At 73.2% G+C, this 24,327-nt stretch carries 22 protein-coding genes; 19 read left to right on the top strand and 3 right to left on the bottom strand.

Annotation, left to right across the window (positions count from 1 at the left end; translation table 11 throughout):
• Positions 1–222: 222 nt before the first annotated feature.
• Entirely contained in the window at positions 223–2,382 is a 2,160-nt protein-coding gene (locus ACWC94_RS23180) for a primosomal protein N' (protein WP_450798806.1), read from the top strand.
• A gap of 155 nt (positions 2,383–2,537) precedes the next feature.
• On the opposite strand, the gene ACWC94_RS23175 is transcribed toward ACWC94_RS23180, so the two are convergent.
• Positions 2,538–3,071 (bottom strand): hypothetical protein, encoded by a 534-nt coding sequence (locus ACWC94_RS23175; protein ID WP_450798805.1) that lies wholly within the window; start codon positions 3,069–3,071, stop codon positions 2,538–2,540.
• A gap of 290 nt (positions 3,072–3,361) precedes the next feature.
• Here ACWC94_RS23175 and fmt point away from each other — a divergent pair, with 290 nt between their 5' ends.
• From fmt to ACWC94_RS23130, 9 genes are all read left to right on the top strand, one after another.
• Complete coding sequence (gene fmt, locus ACWC94_RS23170; RefSeq protein ID WP_450798804.1) at positions 3,362–4,294, top strand: methionyl-tRNA formyltransferase; 933 nt, start codon at positions 3,362–3,364, stop codon at positions 4,292–4,294.
• 80 nt (positions 4,295–4,374) lie between these two features.
• Positions 4,375–5,802, top strand: a complete 1,428-nt coding sequence (locus ACWC94_RS23165) for an RsmB/NOP family class I SAM-dependent RNA methyltransferase (RefSeq protein WP_450798803.1) — start codon at positions 4,375–4,377, stop codon at positions 5,800–5,802.
• 131 nt (positions 5,803–5,933) lie between these two features.
• Positions 5,934–6,620, top strand: a complete 687-nt coding sequence (gene rpe / locus ACWC94_RS23160) for a ribulose-phosphate 3-epimerase (protein ID WP_450798802.1) — start codon at positions 5,934–5,936, stop codon at positions 6,618–6,620.
• A gap of 90 nt (positions 6,621–6,710) precedes the next feature.
• Complete coding sequence (locus ACWC94_RS23155; protein WP_450798800.1) at positions 6,711–7,754, top strand: sugar-binding transcriptional regulator; 1,044 nt, start codon at positions 6,711–6,713, stop codon at positions 7,752–7,754.
• Between the two features lie 210 nt (positions 7,755–7,964).
• On the top strand, positions 7,965–8,462 hold the full coding sequence (locus ACWC94_RS23150; RefSeq protein ID WP_450798799.1) for a ribonuclease domain-containing protein: 498 nt from the start codon (positions 7,965–7,967) through the stop codon (positions 8,460–8,462).
• Positions 8,459–8,812, top strand: a complete 354-nt coding sequence (locus tag ACWC94_RS23145) for a barstar family protein (RefSeq protein WP_450798798.1) — start codon at positions 8,459–8,461, stop codon at positions 8,810–8,812. Before ACWC94_RS23150 ends, ACWC94_RS23145 begins: the two co-directional genes overlap by 4 nt.
• A gap of 132 nt (positions 8,813–8,944) precedes the next feature.
• The gene (locus tag ACWC94_RS23140; RefSeq protein ID WP_450798797.1) at positions 8,945–10,387 is read left to right on the top strand and encodes a GuaB1 family IMP dehydrogenase-related protein; all 1,443 of its coding nucleotides are present in this window, start codon (positions 8,945–8,947) and stop codon (positions 10,385–10,387) included.
• A gap of 332 nt (positions 10,388–10,719) precedes the next feature.
• Positions 10,720–12,207, top strand: coding sequence for an amino acid permease (locus tag ACWC94_RS23135; protein ID WP_450798796.1), 1,488 nt, complete (start codon positions 10,720–10,722; stop codon positions 12,205–12,207).
• A gap of 27 nt (positions 12,208–12,234) precedes the next feature.
• A complete protein-coding gene (locus ACWC94_RS23130; RefSeq protein ID WP_450798795.1) occupies positions 12,235–12,687 on the top strand; it encodes an Lrp/AsnC family transcriptional regulator in 453 nt (150 codons plus the stop codon).
• 99 nt (positions 12,688–12,786) lie between these two features.
• Here ACWC94_RS23130 and ACWC94_RS23125 read toward each other — a convergent pair whose 3' ends face one another.
• Positions 12,787–13,527 (bottom strand): GntR family transcriptional regulator, encoded by a 741-nt coding sequence (locus tag ACWC94_RS23125; RefSeq protein ID WP_450798794.1) that lies wholly within the window; start codon positions 13,525–13,527, stop codon positions 12,787–12,789.
• 204 nt (positions 13,528–13,731) lie between these two features.
• On the opposite strand from ACWC94_RS23125, the gene ACWC94_RS23120 reads away from it, so the two are divergent.
• The 8 genes from ACWC94_RS23120 (at position 13,732) to ACWC94_RS23085 (ending at position 22,552) form a co-directional block, all read left to right on the top strand.
• Positions 13,732–14,889 carry an ABC transporter substrate-binding protein gene (locus ACWC94_RS23120; protein WP_450798793.1) on the top strand — a complete coding sequence of 386 codons (1,158 nt, stop codon included), beginning with the start codon at positions 13,732–13,734 and terminating at the stop codon, positions 14,887–14,889.
• Positions 14,886–15,785 (top strand): ABC transporter permease, encoded by a 900-nt coding sequence (locus ACWC94_RS23115; protein WP_450798792.1) that lies wholly within the window; start codon positions 14,886–14,888, stop codon positions 15,783–15,785. The genes ACWC94_RS23120 and ACWC94_RS23115 overlap by 4 nt, the downstream gene beginning before the upstream one ends.
• Complete coding sequence (locus ACWC94_RS23110; protein WP_450798791.1) at positions 15,770–16,588, top strand: ABC transporter permease; 819 nt, start codon at positions 15,770–15,772, stop codon at positions 16,586–16,588. Before ACWC94_RS23115 ends, ACWC94_RS23110 begins: the two co-directional genes overlap by 16 nt.
• A gap of 5 nt (positions 16,589–16,593) precedes the next feature.
• Positions 16,594–17,664, top strand: a complete 1,071-nt coding sequence (locus ACWC94_RS23105) for an ABC transporter ATP-binding protein (RefSeq protein ID WP_450798790.1) — start codon at positions 16,594–16,596, stop codon at positions 17,662–17,664.
• Positions 17,665–17,678: 14 nt separating this feature from the next.
• Positions 17,679–19,145 carry an HAD-IA family hydrolase gene (locus ACWC94_RS23100; RefSeq protein WP_450798789.1) on the top strand — a complete coding sequence of 489 codons (1,467 nt, stop codon included), beginning with the start codon at positions 17,679–17,681 and terminating at the stop codon, positions 19,143–19,145.
• Positions 19,146–19,241: 96 nt separating this feature from the next.
• Positions 19,242–21,737 (top strand): sensor histidine kinase, encoded by a 2,496-nt coding sequence (locus ACWC94_RS23095; RefSeq protein WP_450798788.1) that lies wholly within the window; start codon positions 19,242–19,244, stop codon positions 21,735–21,737.
• Positions 21,727–22,164, top strand: a complete 438-nt coding sequence (locus tag ACWC94_RS23090) for a roadblock/LC7 domain-containing protein (RefSeq protein WP_450798787.1) — start codon at positions 21,727–21,729, stop codon at positions 22,162–22,164. The genes ACWC94_RS23095 and ACWC94_RS23090 overlap by 11 nt, the downstream gene beginning before the upstream one ends.
• Positions 22,165–22,171: 7 nt before the next feature.
• Entirely contained in the window at positions 22,172–22,552 is a 381-nt protein-coding gene (locus ACWC94_RS23085) for a DUF742 domain-containing protein (protein WP_450798786.1), read from the top strand.
• 86 nt (positions 22,553–22,638) lie between these two features.
• On the opposite strand, the gene ACWC94_RS23080 is transcribed toward ACWC94_RS23085, so the two are convergent.
• A complete protein-coding gene (locus tag ACWC94_RS23080) occupies positions 22,639–23,187 on the bottom strand; it encodes a Repetin (protein ID WP_450798785.1) in 549 nt (182 codons plus the stop codon).
• A gap of 337 nt (positions 23,188–23,524) precedes the next feature.
• Between ACWC94_RS23080 and ACWC94_RS23075 the strand changes: the two genes are divergently transcribed.
• Positions 23,525–24,313 (top strand): carbon-nitrogen hydrolase family protein, encoded by a 789-nt coding sequence (locus tag ACWC94_RS23075; RefSeq protein WP_450798784.1) that lies wholly within the window; start codon positions 23,525–23,527, stop codon positions 24,311–24,313.
• The last annotated feature ends 14 nt before the right edge of the window (positions 24,314–24,327 follow it).

Below are 24,327 nucleotides of genomic sequence, written 5' to 3'. Positions count from 1 at the left end.
GATCGGCCGCCCCGGGCTCCGGGCCGTCGTCCGGCCGGATGACGGCACCGTCCCCGTCGGACCCGGTGACGGTGCCGGGCCTCACCCCCGGCGCGGGGCGGTCAGGCGGGCTCGCGGCTGCTCCGGCGGGGGCCGTTCGGGTCCGGCCGTGGCCGAGGGCCCAGGCCCCCGGGTATCCGCCGGCGGGCCCCGTTGTCGGTGCCGTTTGGTAAGAATGCAAGCGTGAGCAGCGAGAACGGGGCGTCCCGGGAAGGCGGGGACGGCGGGGCCGCAGGGGCGCCGCCGGAGCAGCTCGCGCTCCTTCGGGAGAGCGTGCGCCAGGCCAAGGCGCCCCGGGCCAGGCCGCGGACCTGGCGGGGGGCCGCGCTCGCCAAGGAGCTGCCGGTCGCACGGGTCCTGGTCGACAAGGGCGTGCTCCACCTCGACCGGTACTTCGACTACGCGGTGCCCGAGGAGCTGGACGAGCAGGCGCAGCCCGGCGTCCGCGTCCGGGTGCGGTTCGGGGCCGGGCGCGGCCGGGTGCGCGAAGGGCGCCGCGAGGGCGGCGGGCTGATCGACGGGTTCCTCGTCGAGCGACGGGCCGAGTCCGACTACGCGGGGCCCCTGGCCGCACTCGCCCAGGTCGTCTCGCCGGAGCCGGTGCTGAGCGGGGAACTGCTCGGCCTCGCACGGGCCGTGGCCGACCGGTACGCGGGCAGTCTCGCCGATGTGCTCCAGCTCGCCGTGCCCCCGCGCAGCGCGCGAGCCGAACAGCGGCCGTCGCCCGCGCCACTGCCACCGCCCAAGGCCCCCGAGACGGCCTCCTGGCGGGGGTACGAGCACGGGGCGGCGTTCCTGGAGGCGCTGGCCCGCGGAGGGTCGCCCAGGGCTGTCTGGAACGCGCTGCCGGGTCCGCGGTGGAGCGAGGAACTGGCCCGCGCCGTCGCCGCCACGCTCGCCTCGGGACGCGGCGCGCTCGTCGTCGTACCGGACGGCAGGGCCGCCGCGCGGGTCGACGCGGCGCTCACCGCGCTGCTCGGCGCGGGCCGGCACGCGCTGCTCACCGCCGACGCGGGCCCCGAGAAGCGGTACGGCCAGTGGCTCGCGGTGCGGCGGGGGTCCGTTCGGGCCGTGGTCGGGACACGGGCGGCGATGTTCGCGCCGGTACAGGACCTGGGACTCGTCGCCATCTGGGACGACGGCGACGACAGCCACAGCGAGCAGCACGCCCCGCAGCCGCACGCGCGCGACGTGCTGCTGCTGCGCGCCGCGCTGGACAGGTGCGCGTTCCTGCTCGGCGGATTCGCCTGCACCGTCGAGGCCGCCCAGCTCGTCGAGAGCGGCTGGGCCCGGCCGCTGGTCGCCGGGCGCGAGCAGGTGCGCCGCGCCGCGCCCCTGGTCCGCACGGTCGGGGACGACGACCTCGCACGCGACGAGGCCGCGCGCGCCGCCCGGCTGCCGACCCTCGCCTGGCAGGCGGCCCGCGAGGGGCTGCGGCACGGTCCGGTGCTGGTGCAGGTGCCCCGACGCGGCTACGCACCCCGTATGGCCTGCGCGCAGTGCCGGGCGCCCGCGAGGTGCCGGCACTGCGCCGGGCCGCTGCAGGGGCAGGACGCGGGGATCCTGCGGTGCGCCTGGTGCGGGCGCGAGGAGAGCACGTGGCACTGCCCGGAGTGCGGCGGCTTCCGGCTGCGGGCCCAGGTCGTGGGGGCGCGGCGGACGGCCGAGGAACTGGGGCGCGCCTTTCCCGCCGTCCCGGTGCGCACCTCGGGACGGGAACACGTCCTGGACACGGTGCCCGGCACGCCCGCGCTGGTGGTGAGCACACCGGGCGCCGAACCGGTCGCCGAGGGCGGCTACGCGGCGGCCCTCCTCCTGGACGGCTGGGCCATGCTCGTACGACCCGACCTGCGGGCCGGTGAGGACGCGCTGCGCCGGTGGATCGCGGCGGGAGCGCTGGTGCGACCGCAGAGCGAGGGGGGCACGGTGGTCGTGGTGGCCGAGCCGACCCTGCGGCCCGTACAGGCACTGGTGCGCTGGGACCCCGTCGGGCACGCGGTGCGGGAGCTGTCCGAGCGGGCCGAGCTGGGGTTCCCGCCGGTGTCGCGGATGGCGGCGGTGTCGGGGCCGCCCGCGGCCGTCGCCGAGTTCCTGGCCTCGGTCGAACTGCCTTCGGACGCGGAGGTCTTGGGGCCGGTGCCGATGCCGCCGACACCGCCCGGCCGGCCCCGCAGGCCCGGAGTACCGCTGCCGGGCGAGCACTGGGACCGGGCCCTGGTGCGCGTACCGCCGGGCAGCGGGGCCGCGCTGGCTTCCGCGCTCAAGGCCGCCCAGGCCGCTCGCATGGCACGGGGGAGCGGGGAGGCGGTACGGGTGAGGATCGATCCGGCGGACATCGGGTGAGGGGGGCGATCACTCCGTGCCGCACGGTCCGCATGCGGTCGCACACTCCGCACCGGCCGCACTCCCTGCATCCGGCTGCGCCCTCCGCATGCGGTCGCTGCCTCCGCACGCGTGTCCGCCCTCCCGGACTCCCCCAGGAGGGCAGGGCAGGACCGTCAGCCGTTGCGCGGGCTCGGGAAGGCCGTCGGGCGGGCGTCGTCGCGCAGGCCCGGGCTGCCCGCGGTCGGTTGCGTGGGCATCGAGCGGGCCGCCGGGACCGTGGGCAGGCCGGTGTTCACGCTGACCGTGCGGGTACCGGACGGCTCCGGGGCCCGCTCCGCCTCGGCGGCGGCCTGGGCCGCGGCACGGCGGGCGCCGTAACGGCGGTGCACCGCCTGCTTGGTGACTCCGAGCGCGGAGCCCACCGCGTCCCACGAGAAGCCGAGTGAGCGGTCGAAGTCCACGGCGGCCGTGACCAGGGTTTCGACACTGTCCCGGAGTTCCTGGGCGAGGCGGACCGTAGGGGCGGGAGCGCGTCCGTAGACGACGAAGCCCGTGGACGGGCCGGAGCGGCGCGGGCGGTAGACGTTGCCCAGCTGGGCGGTGAGCGTGCGCAGCGCGTCCACCTGCCGGCGGACCCGTTCGATGTCCCGCACCAGCAAGTGCAGGCTGGCCCGGGCCTGGGCGTCGTGGGTGGCGTGGTCGGCCATGAACAAGCCTCTCGAACCGGCGTTGAAAGGAATCGGGCCGCGAAAAGGCCCTGGGTGGTCAACTCTTTCTTGACCAACGCGTGTGCGCTCCACGGGTCACGGGGTGGGGGCGTACGGGCATATGCGTACGCCGGGCGGCCGGGTGCGCGCCCGGCCGGGAGCCCGGGCGACCCGTGGGGGTGTTCGCGGTCGGCGGCCGTGCGTCCGTGGTCATGACCCGTCCTTCCGCCCGTGGTCATAGACTGGTGCGCTGCCCGTCCAACCCCCGTCCGAGAGGCCCGAACCCGCCCATGAGGCTTGTCTTCGCCGGTACCCCCGAGGTCGCCGTTCCCGCTCTGGACGCCCTGATCGCCTCCGGGCGGCACGAGGTGGCCGCCGTCGTCACGCGGCCCGACGCGCCGGCCGGGCGCGGGCGCAGGCTGGTCGCGTCGCCCGTGGCCGAGCGTGCGGAGGAGGCCGGGATCGAGGTGCTCAAGCCCCTCAGGCCGCGGGACCCGGAGTTCCTGGAGCGGCTGAAGGAGATCGCCCCGGACTGCTGCCCGGTCGTCGCCTACGGCGCCCTGCTGCCCAGGGCCGCCCTCGACATCCCGGCGCACGGCTGGGTCAACCTGCACTTCTCGCTGCTGCCCGCCTGGCGCGGGGCGGCACCGGTGCAGCACGCCATCATGGCGGGCGACGAGATCACCGGCGCCTCCACCTTCCTCATCGAGGAGGGGCTCGACTCGGGTCCGGTGTACGGCACGGTCACCGAGGAGATCCGGTCCACGGACACCAGCGGCGACCTGCTGACCCGCCTCGCCTTCGCCGGTGCCGGGCTGCTCGCGGCGACCATGGACGGCATCGAGGACGGCGCCCTGAAGGCCGTACCGCAGCCGGCCGACGGCATCACCCTCGCGCCGAAGATCACCGTCGAGGACGCCCGGGTCGACTGGGCCGCGCCCGCCCTGCGCGTCGACCGGGTCGTGCGCGGCTGCACCCCGGCGCCCGGCGCCTGGACCACCTTCCGCGGTGAGCGGCTCAAGCTCATCCAGGTCACGCCCGTGCCCGGGCGCACGGACCTGGCGCCGGGGCGGATGGCGGTCGGCAAGAACAGCGTGCACGTGGGCACCGGTTCGTACGCCGTCGAGCTGCTCTGGGTGCAGGCACAGGGCAAGAAGCCGATGCGTGCCGCCGACTGGGCGCGCGGCGTGCGCATCGCCGAGCGCGAGACGCTCGGCGGCTGAGCCCCGGGCGGCGGGGGTGACGGTGTTCCGACGTACGCTGGACACCGCACCCTCTTCTTCACATCCGGAGCACCTTTTTCGTGAGCGAGCAGTCCGGGCGGCCCCGCAGGGCCGCCAAGCCCTACCGCCGTCCTCAGAAGGATCCCGTCCGCATCCTGGCCTTCGAGGCGCTGCGCGCGGTCGACGAGCGGGACGCGTACGCCAACCTCGTGCTTCCCCCGCTGCTGCGCAAGGCGCGCGAGAAGGAGGGACCGGAGAAGTTCGACGCGCGGGACGCCGCTCTCGCCACCGAGCTGGTGTACGGCACGCTGCGCCGGCAGGGGACGTACGACGCGGTGATCGCCGCCTGTGTCGACCGGCCGTTGCGCGAGGTCGACCCGCCGGTGCTCGACGTGCTCAGCCTCGGTGTGCACCAGTTGCTCGGCACCCGGATCCCGACGCACGCCGCCGTGTCCGCCTCGGTGGAGCTGGCGCGGGTGGTGCTCGGCGACGGGCGGGCCAAGTTCGTCAACGCCGTGCTGAGGAAGGTGGCCCAGGACGACCTCGACGGCTGGCTGGAGAAGGTCGCGCCGCCCTACGACGAGGATCCCGAGGACCACCTGGCCGTCGTGCACTCGCATCCCCGCTGGGTCGTCTCCGCGCTCTGGGACTCGCTCGGCGGTGGCCGCGCGGGCATCGAGGACCTGCTGGAGGCCGACAACGAACGGCCCGAGGTGACCCTGGTGGCGCGGCCGGGGCGGGCCACCACCGAGGAGCTGCTGCGCGAGGACGCCGCCGTACCGGGGCGCTGGTCGCCGTACGCCGTGCGGCTCGCCGAGGGCGGGGAGCCGGGCGCGGTGGAGGCCGTGCGCGAGGGGCGGGCCGGAGTGCAGGACGAGGGCAGCCAGCTGGTCGCCCTCGCGCTCGCCCACGCGCCCCTGGAGGGCTCCGACAGCAAGTGGCTGGACGGGTGCGCCGGGCCCGGCGGCAAGGCCGCGCTGCTGGGCGCGCTCGCCGCCGAGCGCGGAGCCACGCTCCTCGCCTCCGAGAAGCAGCCGCACCGGGCCGGCCTGGTCGCCAAGGCGCTGACCGGCAACCCGGGGCCGTACCAGGTCATCGCCGCCGACGGCACCCGCCCGCCGTGGCGGCCCGGCACCTTCGACCGCGTTCTCATGGACGTGCCGTGCACCGGACTCGGCGCCCTGCGCCGCCGCCCCGAGGCCCGCTGGCGCCGCCGCCCCGAGGACCTGGACAACTTCGCGCCCCTCCAGCGCGCCCTGCTGCGCACGGCCCTCGACTCGGTGCGCGTCGGCGGAGTCGTCGGCTACGCGACCTGCTCCCCGCACCTGGCGGAGACCCGCGCGGTCGTCGCCGACATGCTCAAGCAGTGCCCGGACACCGAGCTCATCGACGCCCGCCCCCTGCTCCCGGGCGTGCCCGCGCTGGGCGAGGGCCCGGACGTACAGCTCTGGCCCCACCTGCACGGCACGGACGCGATGTACCTGGCCCTGATCCGCAGAACGGCCTGAACGCCGCAGGGGCCGGCGCCCCGTAAGGGGCGCGGGGAACCGCGCGATCAACCCCCACCGGCCCGCGGACACATGACAACCGCAACGGACCGCCGTTACAGCCAAGCGCAGCGGCATGGCAGGCTTGGGGCATGGCCGCGCAGATCAACCCCAGCATCCTGTCCGCCGACTTCGCCCGCCTCGCGGAGGAGGCCAAGGCGGTCCAAGGCGCCGACTGGCTCCACGTCGACGTCATGGACAACCACTTCGTCCCGAACCTCACCCTCGGCGTGCCGGTCGTGGAGTCCCTGGCGCGTGCGACGGACACCCCGCTGGACTGCCACCTGATGATCGAGGACCCCGACCGCTGGGCGCCCCAGTACGTCGAGGCGGGTGCCTCCTCCGTGACCTTCCACGTGGAGGCGGCCGCCGCGCCCGTGCGGCTCGCCCGGGAGATCCGCGCCAAGGGCGCCCGTGCCTCCATGGCGCTCAAGCCCGCGACGCCGATCGAGCCGTTCGAGGACCTGCTGCCGGAACTCGACATGCTGCTGATCATGACGGTCGAGCCCGGCTTCGGTGGCCAGGCCTTCCTCGACATCATGCTGCCGAAGATCCGCCGCACGCGGGAGCTGATCGCCAAGCACGGCCTGCAGCTGTGGCTCCAGGTGGACGGCGGTGTCTCGGCCTCGACGATCGAGCGGTGCGCGGACGCGGGAGCGGACGTGTTCGTGGCAGGCTCGGCCGTGTACGGGGCGAAGGACCCGGCGGAGGCGGTCCGTGCACTGCGCGCGCAGGCGGAGGCGGCCACCGCCAAGGCGTCCTGGGCATGCGACCACTGAGCCACAGGTACGTGAACGGTTAAGTGAACGCCGCCCTTCAGGGCGGATCAGCCGCGCCGAATCTGCAAGGATGAACGGCGAATCCAGAGTGTGAACAGCAGTGAGGAGATCGCCGTGTCGGGTATGTCGGCGGGCCGGTCAGCCATGCGGATGGGACCCGCTGAGCTGGTGCAGGCGGCGGCCATGGCCCGCCGCTTCTACCTCGAGGGCAAGTCCAAGATCCAGATCGCGGAGGAGTTCGGCGTCAGCCGCTTCAAGGTGGCCCGGGTCCTGGAGACCGCTCTCGAACGGGATCTCGTGCGCATCGAGATCCGCGTCCCGGCCGAGCTGGACGCCGAGCGCTCCGACGCGCTCCGCGCCCGCTACGGCCTGAGGCACGCCGTCGTGGTCGAGTCCCCGGCCGAGGCCGAGGAGACCCCCGACCCCGAGAACCTCGGCGAGGTCGCCGCCGACCTGCTCGGCGAGCTCGTCAACGAGGGGGACGTGCTCGGGCTGGCCTGGGGCCGGTCCACCATTCACATGGCGGCGGCGCTCGACCGGCTGCCGCCGTGCACGGTCGTGCAGCTGACGGGCGTGTACGACGCCGGGACCTCGGAGCGGGGCTCGGTCGAGGCCGTGCGCCGCGCCGCCCAGGTGTCGGGCGGCGACGCCCACCCCATCTACGCCCCGATGCTGCTGCCGGACGCGGCCACCGCGGCGGCGCTGCGCAACCAGACCGGGATCGCCCGGGCCTACGAGTACTTCGACAAGGTCACGGTCGCCTGTGTCTCCATCGGTTCCTGGGAGCCGGGCATCTCGACGGTGCACGACATGCTCAGCGACGAGGAGCGGGCGCACTACGCCTCGCTCGGGGTCGCCGCCGAGATGGCCGCGCACCTCTTCGACGCCGAGGGGCGCCGGATCGGGCGGGACCTGGGGGAGCGGTGCATCACGGTCAAGGCCGACCAGCTGCGCCGTGTCCCGGAGGTCGTGGCGATCGCCGGCGGGCAGCGCAAGGCGGCCGCGATCGACGCGGTGCTGCGGTCCGGTCTGGTCACCAGCCTGGTCACGGACACCTCCGCCGCGGACTATCTGATGACGGCCGGGCCGACCCCGAAGCCCGCACTCAGCCGCGCGGACCCCGACGGGGCGTGACGGACGCCACGGCGGTTCAGCGGTACAGCGGGGTCACCGGGGGCTCGCGGCGAGCTGTGGCGGGCCTGGAACGGCTCGTAGCGGGCCGGGAGCGGGTTCGCTCGCCCGCGCTGGCGGGTGCCTCCCCCGAGGGGGTACCCCCAGCGCCCGCCTCGGACCCGCAGTGAGAGTGATGTCCGTGGCGCGGACAGCCGTGACAGCATCGTCGGCATGCTGCCGCGGTTCGTCCCCCACATGCTCAGACCGTCCTCCACCACGCCCCAGGAACCCGAACGCCCCCCGACACTGGCCGGTGCGCTCGCGGGCCTGCTGGCGCTCGTCCTGGCCGTCCTGCTCGCCGGATGCTCGTCCGGTGCGCACTCGGGTCCCGGGGCGAGCACGGGTGGGCGTCCCTCCGGTACCGGCGTGTCCGTCCCCGCGTGGGCGCACGGGACGGCCACGGTCAGGGAATCGCAGCTGCCGGCCGAGGCCCGTGCGACGCTCGTCCTGATCGACAAGGGCGGCCCCTTCCCCTACGCCAGGGACGGCGTCGTCTTCGGGAACTTCGAGGGCCGTCTGCCGAAGCACCAGCGCGGCTACTACCGCGAGTACACGGTCAGGACGCCCGGCTCGCGCGATCGCGGGGCCCGGCGCATCGTGACCGGGCAAGGCGGGGAGATCTACTACACCGATGATCACTACGACTCGTTCCGGGCGGTGCTGAGATGAGCGAAGACCCCACAGACCTGACAGGGCGGCTTGTCGTCACCCTGGACCTCGGCGGTGTCACCGACAAGGCCGGACTCATGGAGCGCGCCGCCCGGGCCCTGGCGCTGCCCGACTGGTTCGGCCGCAACTGGGACGCGCTCGTCGACTCCCTCTCCGACCACACCGTCTGGCCCGAGGGAGCCGTCGAACAGGGGCTGCTGGTCGTCGTCCGGGGGTGGCAGCCGTACGCCGAGGCGCAGCCGGGCGAGTGGCGGACGGCCCAGGACGTGTTCGCCGAGGCGGTGGACCGGACGCCCGCGCTCGCCGTCGTGCTGGCCCCGGGAGGATCCCCCCTTGGAGGATCCTCCTAGGTGATCGGCGCCCACCCTGGAGGTTCCGTGGGGGCGTGACCGCGGCCCCGGCATGGGAGAATGAAGTACGTGCTCTTTCCCCCTGGCGCACCCGTCCGGGGGTCACCTCTGATCGACTGGGATGTGCAGCACGTGCGTTTCCTCAATGACCTCCAGCCCGCGTACGACCTGACGTACGACGACGTGTTCATGGTGCCGAGCCGCTCCGCGGTGGGCTCGCGTCAGGGCGTGGACCTCAGCTCGCCGGACGGCACGGGCACCACCATCCCGCTCGTCGTCGCCAACATGACCGCCATCGCCGGCCGCCGCATGGCCGAGACGATGGCCCGCCGCGGCGGCCTGGTGGTCATCCCGCAGGACATCCCGATCGACGTCGTCACCGACGTCATCTCCTGGGTGAAGAGCCGCCACCTGGTGCTCGACACGCCGATCGTGCTGGCCCCGCACCAGACCGTCGCCGACGCCCTCGCCCTGCTGCCCAAGCGGGCCCACAACGCCGGCGTGGTCGTGGACGAGAACCACCGGCCGGTCGGTGTCGTCACCGACCGGGACCTGACCGGCGTCGACCGCTTCACCCAGCTCGAAGTGGTCATGTCCAAGGACCTGCTGCTGCTCGACGCGGACATCGACCCGCGCGAGGCCTTCAACACCCTGGACCAGCACAACCGCCGCTACGCCCCGGCCGTCGACAAGGACGGCAAGCTGGCCGGCATCCTGACCCGCACGGGCGCCCTGCGGGCCACGCTGTACACCCCGGCCGTGGACGCCGACGGCAAGCTGCGCATCGCCGCCGCCGTGGGCATCAACGGCGACGTGGCGGGCAAGGCCAAGCAGCTGCTCGACGCGGGCGTGGACACGCTCGTCATCGACACCGCGCACGGCCACCAGGAGTCGATGATCAACGCCATCAAGCTGGTGCGCGCCCTCGATCCGCAGGTGCCGGTCGCCGCGGGCAACATCGTCTCCGCCGAAGGCGTCAAGGACCTGATCGACGCCGGTGCGGACATCATCAAGGTCGGTGTGGGTCCCGGCGCCATGTGCACCACCCGCATGATGACCGGCGTGGGCCGGCCGCAGTTCTCCGCGGTGCTGGAGTGCGCCGCCGAGGCCAAGAAGTACGGCAAGCACGTGTGGGCCGACGGCGGTGTCCGTCACCCGCGCGACGTGGCCATGGCGCTCGCGGCCGGCGCGTCCAACGTGATGGTCGGTTCGTGGTTCGCGGGCACGTACGAGTCGCCGGGCGACCTCCAGCACGACGCCAACGGCCGTGCCTACAAGGAGTCGTTCGGCATGGCCTCCGCGCGTGCCGTGGCCAACCGCACGTCCGACGAGTCCGCGTACGACCGCGCCCGCAAGGCGCTGTTCGAGGAGGGCATCTCCACCTCCCGCATGTTCCTCGACCCGGCCCGCCCCGGCGTCGAGGACCTGATCGACTCGATCATCGCGGGCGTCCGTTCCTCCTGCACCTACGCCGGTGCCGCTTCCCTGGAGGAGTTCGCCGAGAAGGCCATAGTCGGCATCCAGAGCGCGGCCGGCTACGCCGAGGGCAAGCCGCTGCACGCCAGCTGGAGCTGACCCTTCCGCGTCCCGCACGGCCCCCGTTCCTCCCCCACCGGGAGGGGCGGGGGCCGTCGGCGTATGCGGGAGCCGGGCGTGCGGGCCGAGGGGCGGTGGGGGCGCCGTGCAACGGTCGATAGACCGCGCGCAACGATTTGGCGTTCCGGGCTGATGAACGCAATGATCATCCGGGGACGCGCAAGGTTGCTGCATTACGCCCGTGAAGGCCCGCCTCATAGGGTGCTCGTCTGTACGTGGTGTGGCGGGGACCCCGCTCGGTGGGTTTCCGCCCTCGCAGGGCTGCCACCGGTCCCCACCCGCAATGACCGCAGGATTTAAGGAGCCAGCGCGTGCTCGACCAAGGCGCACCCCCGCACGACCGCACAGCGACCGCCCCCGCAGCCCCGGGTGTCGCCGCGCGCCTCATGCGGCGCAAGCCCGTGGAACGCCTGGTCGCGGAGGGCGGCCACGGCGAGGGAGGATCGCTTCGGCGCTCCCTCGGGCTGTGGCAGCTGACCATGATCAGCATCGGTGCCACGCTCGGCACCGGCATCTTCGTCGTCCTTGGCAACGCCGTGCCCAAGGCGGGCCCGGCCGTCACCCTCTCCTTCGTGATCGCCGGTCTCACCGCGCTGTTCTCGGCCCTGTCCTACGCCGAGCTGGCCGGCACCATCCCGGTCTCCGGCTCCTCGTACTCGTACGCATACGCAACCCTGGGCGAACTGATCGCCTGGGTCTGCGGCTGGTGTCTGCTGCTGGAGTACGGCGTCTCGGTCGCCGCCGTGGCCGTCGGCTGGGGCGAGTACCTCAACGAGCTGCTGGACGGCACCATAGGCGTGACCATCCCGACGGCCCTGTCGGCGCCGCCCGGCGACGGCGGCATCTTCAACCTGCCCGCCCTGATCGTCGTGCTCCTCGCGATGGCGTTCCTGCTCGGCGGCGCCAAGGAGTCCGCGCGGGCCAACACCATCATGGTGTGCGTGAAGATCGCCGCGCTGGTCCTGTTCTGCGCGATCGGCTTCATGGGCTTCAAGTCCGGCAACTACTCCCACTTCATGCCGCTCGGCATGGCGGGCGTCAGCGGCGCCGCCGGCACGCTGTTCTTCTCGTACATCGGCTTCGACGCCGCCTCCACCGCCGGTGAGGAGGCGAAGAACGCCCAGCGCGACCTGCCCCGCGCGATCATGCTGTCGCTGGTCATCGTGACCGCCCTGTACGTCCTGGTCGCGGCCGTCGCCGTCGGTGCCAAGCCGTGGCGGCAGTTCAACGACTCCGAGGCCGCGCTCGCCCAGATCATGAAGGACGTCACCGGTCAGAGCTTCTGGGCCACCCTGCTGGCCTTCTGCGCCGTCATCGCCATCGCGAGCGTCGTCCTGACCGTGCTCTACGGCCAGACCCGCATCCTGTTCGCCATGTCCCGTGACGGCCTGGTGCCCAAGATCTTCGCCAAGGTCCACCCGAAGACCGGTTCCCCGCGCGCCAACACGGTCATCGTGTCGGTGTTCTGCGGTGTGCTCGCCGCCGCGATCCCGCTGGGCCAGCTGGCCGACGCCACCAGCATCGGCACGCTGTTCGCGTTCGCCCTCGTCAACGTGGCCGTCGTCGTGCTGCGCCGGACCCGGCCGGCCATGCGGCGCACCTTCCGCGTGCCGCTGTCGCCGCTGCTGCCCGCCCTGGGCTTCGGCTTCTGCATCTGGATGATGGGCAGCCTGTCCGCCGTCACCTGGATCGTGTTCGGTGTCTGGATGGCCGTCGGGCTCGTGTTCTACTTCGTGTACGGCTATCGCCGTTCCCGTCTCGCGACCGGTGAGGACCTCGCGGTGACGGCAGAGAAGTGACCGAACCGAAGAAGTGAACCACCCCCTGTGCTGAACGATCTCGACGAACGCATCGTGCACGCCCTCGCCGAGGACGCCCGCCGCTCCTACGCGGACATCGGGCAGATGGTCGGCCTGTCCGCGCCCGCCGTGAAGCGGCGCGTGGACAGGCTGCGGTCCACCGGAGCGATCACCGGATTCACCGTACGGGTGGATCCGGCGGCGCTCGGCTGGGAGACCGAGGGGTACATCGAGATCTACTGCCGGCGCAACACCTCCCCGGAGACCATTCAGCGTGGTCTGGAGCGCTATCAGGAGGTCGTGGCCGCGTCGACCGTCACCGGCGACGCGGACGCGATCGCGCAGGTCTTCGCGTCGGACATGCGGCACTTCGAGCGGGTGCTGGAGCGGATCGCCGGGGAGCCGTTCGTCGAGCGGACCAAGTCGGTGCTGGTGCTGTCGCCGCTGCTGCGGCGCTTCTCCTCCGGGGCGCCGGGGTAGACGGCTTCCGTCTCGGGCGCCTTCACCGTTGCCGGGTGCGCTCGTGGGCGAGAGACCACGGCGCACCCACACCCGGCAAACGGCAAGGGGCCCCGAGCCCTATTCCGCCGTCTTGCGCGCCAGCGCGTTGTTGTCCATCGAGTTGCGCACGCTGAAGCTCACCGCGTCCGAACGGTACCGGTCGTCCGACCATTCCACCGGGCGGCCCTCACGGGTCGTCGTCACGCGCCGCACCCGCAGCAGCGGACTCGTCCGGCGCACGCTCAGCAGCTCGGCGTCCCGCGCACCGGCGGCGACCGCGTCGATCACGTGCTCCCCGTACGCGAAGACCAGGCCCGTGTCCTCGTAGAGCCGTTGCGTCACCGACGGGCAGTCCGGCTCGATCGACTCGACCGCCGGGGAGATCCAGTCGGCGTACACCGTGCGCTCCAGCAGCACCGGCTCGCCGTCCAGGCCGCGTACCCGGAGCACGTGCAACACCGGTGTGCCCGCCGCCAGTTGCAGACGTACGGCATCCTCGGCCGTGGCCGGTCGGTACTCCTGGGCCACCACGTGGCCCGTGGCCTCCCGGCCCATCGCGCGGGCCCACTGGGCGAAGCTGCGCAGTTCCTCGAAGCTCTGGCTGCGGCGGCTGGCGAGCACGACGCGCCGGGCCCCCTGGCGGGAGCCGATCAGGCCCTCGGCGGTCAGGGTCGCGACGGCCTGGCGGACCGTGCCGCGCGAGACACCGTATGCCGCGGCGAGCTCCGACTCCGAGGGCAGCCGGCTGCCGACCGTGTACTCCTCGCGGTCGATCGCTCGCCGCAGCTCGTCGGCGATCTCCTCGTGTCGCGCCGTCATGCTTCCCCTCTGCTCAGGTCGCTGTGCACAGCGTGACCAGCCTAATCGAGACCTGAGCGTGATCTGCAACGGTCTGGATTGTGCAGCCGATCAGGGCCCAAAGTTTCGTTCCTGTTTACAGACAGGACACCGTGAGCGGGCGTACTGTGACGCAACTTGTTCAGACAAGTTCTCCGCAACCCTCATGCGTCCCCTGGAGAGACCGTGACCGTGTCCCTGCCGAGAAACGCCGTCCTCGGCGGCTGCATCGCCGTCGTCGCGCTTGCGCTCAGCGCCTGCGGCGCCGCCCCCGACAAGGCGTCGACCACCACCAAGGACGGCAAGAACGCCGCCACCGCCACCTCCGCGGCCGACTTCGGCGGCATGGACGCCCTGGTCAAGGCGGCCAAGAAGGAGGGCACGCTGCACATCATCGCGGTGCCCCGAGACTGGGCGAACTACGGCGCCCTGATCGACGGGTTCCAGAAGAAGTACGGCGTCAAGATCGACGACGAGAGCCCCGACGGCACCAGCCAGGACGAGATCAACGCCGTCACCTCCAGGAAGGGCCAGGACCGCGCGCCCGACGTCCTCGACCTGGGCAGTTCGTTCGCGCTGAACGCCGCACAGCAGGGCCTGCTCGCGCCGTACAAGGTGGCCTCCTTCGCCGACATCCCCGAGGCGCAGAAGGACCCGCAGGCCCGCTGGTACAACGACTACGGCGGCTACGTCTCCATCGGCTGCGACGCCAAGCGTGTCAAGCAGTGCCCGACCAGCTTCAAGGACCTCCTCAAGCCCCAGTACAAGGGCCAGGTCGCCCTCAACGGCAACCCCACCAAGTCCGGTTCGGCCTTCGGCGGCGTCTACGCGGCGGCCCTCGCGAACGGCGGCTCCTTCGACACCGTCCAGCCCGGCCTGGACTTCTTCGCCAAGCTGAAGAAGAACGGCAACTACACGCCCGTCGAGTCCACCCCGGCCACCGTCGAGAAGGGCGAGACGCCCATCTCCATCGACTGGGACTACCTGAACGCCGGCTACGCCGACGAGTTCAAGTCCAAGGGCCTCGACTGGAAGGTCGCCATCCCGAGCGACGGCCAGTACGCCCAGTACTACTCCCAGGCCATCAACAAGGACGCCCCGCACCCGGCCGCCGCCCGGCTGTGGCAGGAGTACCTCTACAGCGCCGAGGGCCAGAACCTGTGGCTCAGGGGCTACGCCCGCCCGGCCCTGATGACCGCGATGGACAAGGCCGGCACCCTCGACAAGACCGCCGCCGCCAAGCTCCCGAAGGTCACCGGTACGCCGTCGTTCCCGACCGAGGACCAGCAGAGCAAGGCCAAGACGGTCATCGCCCAGGGCTGGGGTAAGGCCGTCTCCGGATGACCGCCGCTCTCCCGCGCGCGGACGTGGCGCCCGTCGCTTCGGCGAAGCGACGGCGCCGCGCCCCCGGCTGGCTCGCCGTGCTGCCGCTGCTGGTGTTCACGGCCGTCGCCTTCGGCCTGCCGGCCGTCGCCATCGTCAACGGCGCCTTCACGGTCAAGGACGCCACCACGGGCGCCACCTCCTACACCGGCGCCAACATGACCGCCTCGCTGCAGGGCCCGTACCTCACCGCCCTGCTCGGCAGCGTCAAGCTGTCCGCGATCTCCGCCGCGCTCGGCGCCCTGCTCGGGCTGCCGCTCGCCCAGGCCGTGGTCAGTTCCCGTTCCCGCTGGCTGCGTGAGGCGGTGCTGACCGCCTCCGGCGTGCTCGCCAACTTCGGCGGGGTCCCGCTCGCCTTCGCCTTCGTCGCCACCCTCGGCAACGCGGGCGTCCTGACGGTGCACCTCGGCCTGAAGGACAGCGGCTGGGACCTCTACAGCTTCTGGGGCCTGGTCCTCGTCTACCTGTACTTCCTCATCCCGCTCATGGTCCTCACCATCACCCCGGCGCTGGACGGGCTGCGCGCCCAGTGGCGGGAGGCCGCGCTGAACAACGGCGCCACCGGTGCGCAGTACTGGCGGCACGTGGCCCTGCCCGTGCTGGCGCCCTCGCTGCTCGGCGGTCTCGTCCTGCTCTTCGGCAGTTCCTTCGCCGCCTACGCCACCGCCGCCGCCATGGTCGGCAGCGCGGTCCCGCTGGTCACCCTGCAGATCGCCGACGCCCTGTCCGGCAACGTCCTGGTCGGCCAGGAGAACGTCGCCCTCGCCCTCAGCCTCGACATGGTCCTGGTGGCGGGCCTGGTGATGGCCGTGTACCTGCCCCTTCAGCGACGGAGTGCCCGATGGCTCGACGCCTGACCCTGTGGCGGTGGGTCGTCCTCGGCCTGGCCGCCCTGTACTTCCTGGTGCCGCTGGCCGCCTCCGTGATCTTCACGGTGGACGTGCCCGGCCAGGGTGTCACCTTCGACGCCTACACCAAGATCCTCTCCACCGACGGCTTCGTCTCCAGCCTGCTGCTCTCGCTGGAGCTCGCCGTGGCCACCATCGCCGTCGTCCTGCTGCTGATGGTGCCCGCCATGGTCGCCCTGCGGCTCGGCGCGCCCCGGCTGCGGCCGGTGGTGGAGGTGGTGTGCTCGCTGCCGCTGGTCGTGCCGCCCATCGCGTTCGTCGCCGGGATCGCCACCGTCCTGAAGTGGGGCCCGGAGTATTTGTCGCGGACACCACTGTTCGAGACCTTCGTGGTGATCCAGGACGACAGTTTCCCGGTCGTGCTGGTCCTCGCGTACGTCGTGATGGCCCTGCCGTTCGTCTACCGCGCCCTGGACGCCGGACTGCGCTCCATCGACGTACGGACCCTCGTCGAGGCGGCCCGCAGTTGCGGTGCCTCCTGGCCCCAGGCCCTCGTCCGGGCCGTCCTGCCCAATCTGCGCGGGGCGCTGCTGAACGCGGCCTTCCTCACCCTCGCCCTGGTGCTCGGCGAGTTCACCGTCGCCAGCCTGCTCGGCTACCGGCCCTTCGCCGTGTGGATCTACGACGTCGGCGGCTCCCAGGCCCAGATGTCCGTCGCCGTGTCCGTGCTCAGCCTGCTCGTCACCTGGGCCCTGCTCCTCGCGCTCGCCGGTGCCGGCGGCCGCAACCGAACCGCTTCCTCCCGGGGATGACACACATGACCGCCACCCTGCCCGAGACGCTTCACAAGGCCGCCACCGTCGAATTCCGGGGGCTGCGACGCGAGTTCGGGGCCACCGTCGCCCTCGACGGACTCGACCTGACCGTCCGCCCGGGGGAGTTCCTGGCCCTCCTCGGCCCGTCCGGATGCGGCAAGACCACCGCGTTGCGCATGCTCGCCGGCTTCGAACACCCCGACTCCGGCGCGGTGCTGGTGGACGACGAGGACGTCACCCACGTCCCGGCCCACCGCCGCGACGCCGGCATGGTCTTCCAGTCGTACAGCCTCTTCCCGCATCTGAACGCCGTCGACAACGTGGCCTTCGGACTGCGGATGCGCGGCGTCCGTACCGCCGAACGGCGCGCCCGTGCCGCCGAGTTGCTGGAGCTGGTCGGCCTCGGCGACAAGGGCGAGCGCTATCCGCACCAGCTCTCCGGCGGCCAGCAGCAGCGCATCGCGCTGGCCCGCGCCCTGGCCCTGCGTCCGCGCGTGCTCCTGCTGGACGAGCCGCTGTCCGCGCTGGACGCCAAGGTCCGGCTCACCCTGCGCGAGGAGATCCGCCGGCTCCAGCAGGAACTCGGCATCACCACGCTCTTCGTCACCCACGACCAGGAGGAGGCCCTCTCGGTCGCCGACCGGGTCGCCGTCATGCGTGCCGGCCGCCTCGATCAGTGCGCCGAGCCCGCCGAGTTGTACAGCCGTCCCGCCACCGCCTTCGTCGCCGAGTTCGTCGGCACCATGAGCCGGATCCCGGGCGAGCTCGCGGACGGCACGGTCCAGGTCCTCGGACAGCGGCTGCCGGCCGACGGCGAGGTGTCCGACGGCGCGGTGGACGTGCTGGTGCGGCCCGAGGCCGTACGGGTGCGCCCGGACGAGCAGGGCGGCGCCCGGGTCGTCGCCACCGCCTTCCTCGGCGCGGTCGTCCGGGTCACCGTGCGGCTCGCCGACGGCACCGAGGTCAAGGCCGACCTGCCCGCCCACGACGCCACCGGGCTCGGCGCCGGAACCGCCGTCGGCGTGTCCCTGCCCGAGCGGCCGGTACTCGTGGCCGAACGTACCCAGAAGTGAGGAATTTCCCGACCGTGACCCCCCACACCCATCAACGCCCGCTGCAGGCCGTTCTGTTCGACATGGACGGCACGCTCGTCGACACCGAGCGACTGTGGTGGGAGGCGGTCGAGCAGGTCGCCGGACGCCCGCTGACCGACGCCGACCAGCCGGACGTGCTCGGCCGCCCGGTCGAGCACACCGCCGCCTGGCTCGCCGCGGCCACCGGCGGGCGGGCCGCCGACCTCGCGGCCGAGCTGCACCGCGAGTTCGCAGCCCGCGTCCGCACCGGCATCGTGCCCCGGCCCGGCGCGCCGGCCCTGCTGGACGAGCTGGCCGCGGCCGGCGTCCCGGCCGCCCTGGTCACCGCGTCCCCGCGCGCGATCGCCGACGTCGTCCTCGACGCCCTCGGCGCCGAGCGGTTCGCGGTCTCCGTCACCGCCGACGACACCGCCCGCACCAAGCCCGCCCCCGACCCGTACCTCGCCGCCTGCCGCGCCCTCGGCGTCGACCCCGCAGGCTGCGTGGCCGTCGAGGACACCGAGACCGGTGTGGCGTCGGCCGAGGCCGCCGGATGCGCCGTACTCGCCGTGCCGTCCCTCGCGCCGATCGGCGCGGCGCCCGGCCGGACCGTACGGGAGAGCCTCACCGGGGTCACGGTCGAGGAACTGCGGGGGATGGCCGCCCCCGGACTCCGCGTCATGAGCTGGAACCTGTGGCTGGGCGGCAGCGAGGTCGACGACCACCGCGCCAAGCAGCTCAAGGTCATCCTCGACAGCGGTGCCGACGTCGTCGGACTGCAGGAGACGGGCGGAACCGCCGCCCAGGAGCTGGCCGAGGCCCTCGGCTGGCACCACCACCGGGCCGGCGAGAACCTCGGCGTCATCAGCCGCCACCCGATCACCGCCCGCTTCGGCGACCCGGACGTCGGCTTCTACGGCGCCGCGGGCGTCCGGATCGCCCTCGCCCCCGGCCGCGAGGTCGACGTGTGGACCGCACACCTGCACTACACGCCGTACGGCCCTTACGAGTCCGTCTTCGACGGGCTGCCGGCGGCGGAGCTGATCGCCCACGAGGAGCTGCGCCTCGCACAGATGCGGGACGCGCTGCGCCGCATCGCCGAGTCCTGCGGTGAGGGCGTCCCGGTCGTCCTCGTCGGCGACTTCAACTGCCCCTCGCACCTGGACTGGCCGGATGTCGCGTGGCCGGTGACGAAGGCCGCCGAGGACGCGGGCTTCGCCGACTCCTACCGCGAGGCCCATCCGGACGCCGTCGCCGAGCCCGGCCACACCTGGTCGCCGATCCACCCGGTGCACGAGGACGGCAGCGGGCGGCCCGAGCCGCAGGACCGGATCGACTACGTCCTGCACCGGGGCCTGACGGTTCGGGAGGCACGGACCCTCGTCACCGGCAGCCCGCGGCCCTGGCCGGATGTCGCCGGCAACGACTGGCCCTCCGACCACGCCGCGGTGCTCACCACCTTCGCCGTGCCCCGGAGGTGACCCGGGGTTACCGCAGGTCACCATTGCGGTCCGGGGTGGTCGTCCCGTAGGTTGTGCCGAACTTTGTACTGACTGGTAACAGGCGGCAGGTACTTCATGCGCTGGCCTCTCGGCCGTCCCACCACCGTCCGCGCGCGGATCGTGGCGCTCGCGCTCGCCCCGGCCGTGGCGCTGATGGGGCTGTGGAGCTTCGCCATGTGGTCCATGACCGGCGAAACACGCGCGCTGATCCGGCTCCAGGGGGTGTACGAGGACTTCGGCACCCCCGTGGACACCGCGGTCGGGCAGATCCAGATCGAGCGCCGGATGTCCGCCGCCTATCTGGGGGCCCGTCTCGACACGGCCGCCGCGGGCGACCTGCTCGGGCAGCAGCGCCGCACCGACCGGGCCGTCGACGCCATGCGGCAGGCGGTGCGCGACGGCGACCGCGGCCGGCTCACGGTACGGCAGCGGCAGGCGCTGGACGCCATGGTCGCCGCCACCGGGAAGCTGGACCGCCTGCGCTCGCAGGTGCTGTCACGGCACATCACCTGGGACCGGGCCGTCGCCGAGTACAGCGCGCTCGTCGAGCCCGGTTTCGACGTGCAGTCCACCCTCACCGCCCTGCAGGCCGGACAGCTCGCCCGCGAGGCGCAGGTCGTCATCGAGCTGGTGCGGGTACGGGAGTTCGTCTCGCGGGAGGACGCGCTGGTCGCCGGGGCACGGGCGGCCGGCACGCTGACCGACCGGCAGTACGACAGTCTCACCGCGACCATCGAGGACCGGCGCGTCTTCCAGCAGACGTACGTACCGGACCTGCCCGCCGACTCGCGCGCGCTGTTCGAGCAGTTCCAGCGCGGGGACCTGTACGGCGCGCTGGCGCGCGGCGAGGACGCGCTGCTGCGGGCCGGAGCCGCCGGCGCCGGGAAGGCCGTCGCCGCGGACACCTGGCGGTCCACCACCGACCGGGCCGTGCAGCGGTACATGCAGCTGTGCACGCGGTCCGCCGAGAACTCCGCCGCACGCGGCCGAGCCTTCGCCTACCGGGAGCTGACCAAGGCGGCCGTCGTCGGAGTAATCGGACTCGGCGCCGCCGGGCTGTCCCTGTGGTTCGCGGTGCGCGGTGCCCGGCGCATCTCACGGCGCCTGGAAACCCTGCGGGACGCGGCCGACGTCCTGACGAGGGAACAGCTGCCGGACGTCATGCGCCGGTTGAGCGCGGGCGAGGAGGTGGATGCCGTGGCGGAGGCGCCTCCACTGGCCACCGACGAGGTGCGGGACGACGAGATCGGCCAGGTCGGCCGGTCCTTCAACACCGCGCGGCTCGCCGCCGTCGAGGCCGCCGTCAAGCAGGCGACCCTGCGCCGCGGCCTGTTCGCGGTGCTGCTGAACATCGCCCGCCGCAACCAGGCCCTCGTCCACCGGCAGCTGAAGCTGGTCGACACCCTGGAACGGCGCACGGACGACCCCGACGTGCTCCGCGAGCTGTTCCGCATCGACCACCTGACCACGCGGATGCGCCGGCACGCGGAGAGCCTGATCATCCTCTCCGGCGCCACGCCCGGCCGGCGCTGGCGCCGGCCCGTGCCGGTCGCGGACGTCGTCGCCTCGGCCGTCGGCGAGATCGAGGACTACGCGCGCGTGGTGGTGCCGCCGATGCCCGAGACCGGCGTCACCGCGGACGCCGTCGCGGACGTCGTCCACCTCGTCGCCGAACTCCTGGAGAACGCCGCGGTGTTCTCACCGCCGCACACCCAGGTCACCCTGCGCACCGGCCGGGTCGGAAGCGGGTTCGTGCTGGAGATCGACGACCGGGGGCTCGGCCTCGACGCCGACACCCGCGACCGGGCCCACGCCACCCTCACCGACCCCGACGCCTTCGACCCCACCCGCCACGACCGGCTCGGCCTCTATGTCGTCGGCCGCCTCGCCGCCCGGCACGGCATCGAGGTCACCCTGCGCGATTCGCCGTACGGCGGGACGACAGCGGTGGTCCTGCTGCCGGAGGGGGTGCTGGCGGAGGTGGAGCCGGTGGTGCCCGAGCCGCGGGAACAGGGAGCGGCGGTACACGAGCTGCCGGCCAGGAAGCGATCCGCCGCGCCGGCCGAGCGGCACGGCTCACCCGCGGTGGAGCCGCCGACACGCGGCCGGCTCACGTCGGTGCCGCGGTCCGGGTCCGCGCCGCAGGGGCAGCCTTCGCCTGCCCCCGCTCCGCAGGCCGTGTCCGAGTCGCCGACGGCCGCGCCCGCTCTGCCCACCCGGATCCGGCAGGCGTCTCTCGCACCGGAGCTGCGGGACGAGCCGTCGGCCGGGGAGGGCACGGCGAGGGCACCGGAGACCGACGCCGAGGAGATGCGGGCCATCTTCGGCGCGTTTCAGCGGGGCCTGGATCGCGGTCGCCGGGGTGTCCCGGCGACCAGCGGCACCCCTGCTGCGCAGCCGACGGCACCGCGGTCCCCCGGGGACGCGGGGCACCGCGCGACCAGCCCCCACGCGTCCCCACCCGACCCCGTGCCCCCACCCGACCACCCCCGCGACGCGACCACCGAAGCCGACGCCGAACCCGTGACCACCCACGCCCACGAACGGACGGACACCGACGATGCCCGGTGACGAACACAGTCAAGAGCAGCCCACCGAGCCCGGCGGAGCACCCGGTACGGACCTCGGATGGCTGCTGGACGACCTCGTGGCGCGCACCGACCACGTCCGCCAGGCCGTCCTGCTGACCGCCGACGGCCTTCCCCTCAGCAGCTCGGAGGGGATGCGCCGGCGGGACATCGAGCACCTGGCCGCCGTCTGCTCCGGCTTCCACGGCCTCGCCCGGTCCGCGGGGGAGCGGTTCGCGGCGGGCCGGGTGCGGCAGACCATGGTGATGCTCGACGACGCCTACCTCTTCATCACCCCGGCCGGACACGGCAGCCGGCTCGCCGTGCTCAGCGAGGCCCGCACCGATGTCGGCCAGCTCGCCCACGAGATGGCCCTGCTCGTCCGCCGCCTCGGCCGCCACCTGGACGCGGCCACTCGCGACCCCAGATGATCCCGCGGTGAGCGACGAGCACTGGTACGAGGACGAGACCGGGCCGATGGTGCGCCCCTACACCGTGACCCGCGGCCGCACCCGGCCCTCGGGCGCGCACGCCATCGACCTGATGTCCCGGGTGACCGCGCTGGACACCGACGGGCCGGGACCGGACGTCGACCATGCCCGGGCCGCCCTGCTCGACCTGATCCGGCGCGGCCCGCGTCCCGTCGTGGAGCTGGCCGCGGACGCCGATCTGCCGCTGACCGTCCTGCGGGTCCTGCTCGGCGATCTGGCCGAGGCGGGCCTGATCCGCATCGACGAGCCGCGCCGCCTCCCGGCCGGCGGCCCGGCCGCCGACCCGGGACTGCTGCGGGAGATCGTGCAGCGGCTGCGGGAGATCTAGGGGGGTTTCGTTTGGATCAGGTCGGACCCGGGCTGATCCAGACGAAACCCCCTGGGCGGACCGCCGTCGGTGTCCGGTGGCCGAACCTAGAGCTTCGGCTGCCAGGGCACGACGGTGAAGTCACCCGTGCCCTGCTTCACCTTCTCGAACGGCGCCGACGACACGCACGGCGGCAGGTCCTTGGTGTCCCTGGGGCTGCCGACCCCCGCCCAGCTGTAGCCCAGCCGGTCGTTCCGGCCGAGGTCGTGGACCGTGACGCCGACCCGCTTGCCCTTCGCCCCCGGCAGGTCGGACGCGGTGATCACACCGGATACGACGGCGACCTGGCCGCCGGTGACGAGACAGTCCACCTTGGCCTTGGCCCAGGCCCCCCGACCGTGCAGGTAGTGGCTGAACCCGAAGGTGCCGGTGGCCTTGCGCGGGTTCATGGTGTTCTTCCGCGCCAGATGCGCGTCGAAGGAGAAGGTGATGTCGTCCCCGGCCGATCGGTACAGCTTGGCCGTACCGGTCAGGGAGGCGGCCTCCCGCTGGGGGTGCGTCCCGCCGCCCGAGGCCAGCGCCGCCCCGGCCGTTCCGGCGGTGATCAGCAGGGCGACGGTGAGGGTGGCGGCGGCGATCTTCGTACGACGCTTCATGGCGGTCCTTTCCGCAGGTCGAGCGCGTGAACTGAACGATCACCACTCTCCCGGCGACGGGCCGCCCGCACATCGCCCCGCGGGCGGGACCCCCTCTCCGCCATCCGGCGGGGAACCCCGGCCGTGACCTGCGCCCCGGGGAGGACGGGACGCGGCCCCGAGGGCGTGCAACGAATCGCCGCCCGGCCCCGCCTCCACGCAACAAACCGCGCACAAGCGCGCAACGGCTCCTTCTTGTCCGGCCGAGCGCGCCGACCGTACCTTCTTCATGGCCCCGAAAAACCTTCCCGGCCCGCCGCCCCGGCCCCAAGAACCCGCTTCCCGGTGAGGACCCCGCATGCGCACCGCCCTGCTCCAGAGCTCCGGCCGCCCCGGCTCGATCGTCGAGAACCTCAAGGTCCTCGACGAGGCCGCGGGACGTGCCGCCGCCTCGGGCGCCGCGCTGCTCGCCGCGCCGGAGATGTTCCTGACCGGGTACGCCATCGGTGACAACATCGCCCGCCTCGCCGAGCCCGCCGACGGCGACTCCGCCGACGTGGTCGCGGAGACGGCCGCCCGGCACGGCATCGCGATCGCCTACGGCTACCCGGAGCGCGACGGCGAGACCGTCTACAACTCCGCCCAGCTGATCTCCGCCGACGGCACCCGCCTCGCGAACTACCGCAAGACCCACCTCTTCGGCTGCGCCGAGCGCGAGCACTTCACCCCGGGCGAGCAGTCGCTCGTCCAGGCCCGGCTGGGCGGCCTGACCGTCGGCATCATGATCTGCTACGACGTCGAGTTCCCGGAGAACGCGCGCGCCCACGCCCTGGCCGGCACCGACCTGCTCGTCGTGCCGACGGCGAACATGCACCCGTTCCAGTTCGTCGCCGAAGCCATGGTCCCGGTGCGTGCGTGGGAGAACCAGATGTACGTCGCGTACGTCAACCGGGTCGGCCCCGAGGGCGAGTTCGAGTTCTTCGGACTCTCCGCCCTCGCCGGGCCCGACGGCATCGCCCGCACCCGCGCCGGCCGCGGCGAGGAACTGGTGATCGCCGACGTCGACCCGGCCTTCCTGGCCGCCTCCCGTGAGGCGAACCCGTACCTGAAGGACCGCCGCCCCGGTCTGTACGGGTCCCTCGTCTGAACCCCCCAGCCTTC

It is taken from the genome of Streptomyces sp. NPDC001135 (assembly GCF_053598395.1).
The sequence above is the reverse complement of the archived record's forward strand: the minus strand, read 5'-3'. Positions and strand labels throughout refer to the sequence as shown.

What these genes read in the sequence shown, in the direction of transcription:
- ACWC94_RS23115 (WP_450798792.1), top strand. Translation starts at nt 14,886, where the DNA reads ATGACCGCCGCTCTCCCGCGCGCGGACGTGGCGCCCGTCGCTTCGGCG.
- ACWC94_RS23175 (WP_450798805.1), bottom strand. Translation starts at nt 3,071, where the DNA reads ATGGCCGACCACGCCACCCACGACGCCCAGGCCCGGGCCAGCCTGCAC.
- rpe (WP_450798802.1), top strand. Translation starts at nt 5,934, where the DNA reads ATGGCCGCGCAGATCAACCCCAGCATCCTGTCCGCCGACTTCGCCCGC.
- ACWC94_RS23075 (WP_450798784.1), top strand. Translation starts at nt 23,525, where the DNA reads ATGCGCACCGCCCTGCTCCAGAGCTCCGGCCGCCCCGGCTCGATCGTC.
- ACWC94_RS23090 (WP_450798787.1), top strand. Translation starts at nt 21,727, where the DNA reads ATGCCCGGTGACGAACACAGTCAAGAGCAGCCCACCGAGCCCGGCGGA.
- ACWC94_RS23150 (WP_450798799.1), top strand. Translation starts at nt 7,965, where the DNA reads ATGCTGCCGCGGTTCGTCCCCCACATGCTCAGACCGTCCTCCACCACG.
- ACWC94_RS23080 (WP_450798785.1), bottom strand. Translation starts at nt 23,187, where the DNA reads ATGAAGCGTCGTACGAAGATCGCCGCCGCCACCCTCACCGTCGCCCTG.
- ACWC94_RS23105 (WP_450798790.1), top strand. Translation starts at nt 16,594, where the DNA reads ATGACCGCCACCCTGCCCGAGACGCTTCACAAGGCCGCCACCGTCGAA.
- ACWC94_RS23125 (WP_450798794.1), bottom strand. Translation starts at nt 13,527, where the DNA reads ATGACGGCGCGACACGAGGAGATCGCCGACGAGCTGCGGCGAGCGATC.
- fmt (WP_450798804.1), top strand. Translation starts at nt 3,362, where the DNA reads ATGAGGCTTGTCTTCGCCGGTACCCCCGAGGTCGCCGTTCCCGCTCTG.
- ACWC94_RS23110 (WP_450798791.1), top strand. Translation starts at nt 15,770, where the DNA reads ATGGCTCGACGCCTGACCCTGTGGCGGTGGGTCGTCCTCGGCCTGGCC.
- ACWC94_RS23095 (WP_450798788.1), top strand. Translation starts at nt 19,242, where the DNA reads ATGCGCTGGCCTCTCGGCCGTCCCACCACCGTCCGCGCGCGGATCGTG.
- ACWC94_RS23145 (WP_450798798.1), top strand. Translation starts at nt 8,459, where the DNA reads ATGAGCGAAGACCCCACAGACCTGACAGGGCGGCTTGTCGTCACCCTG.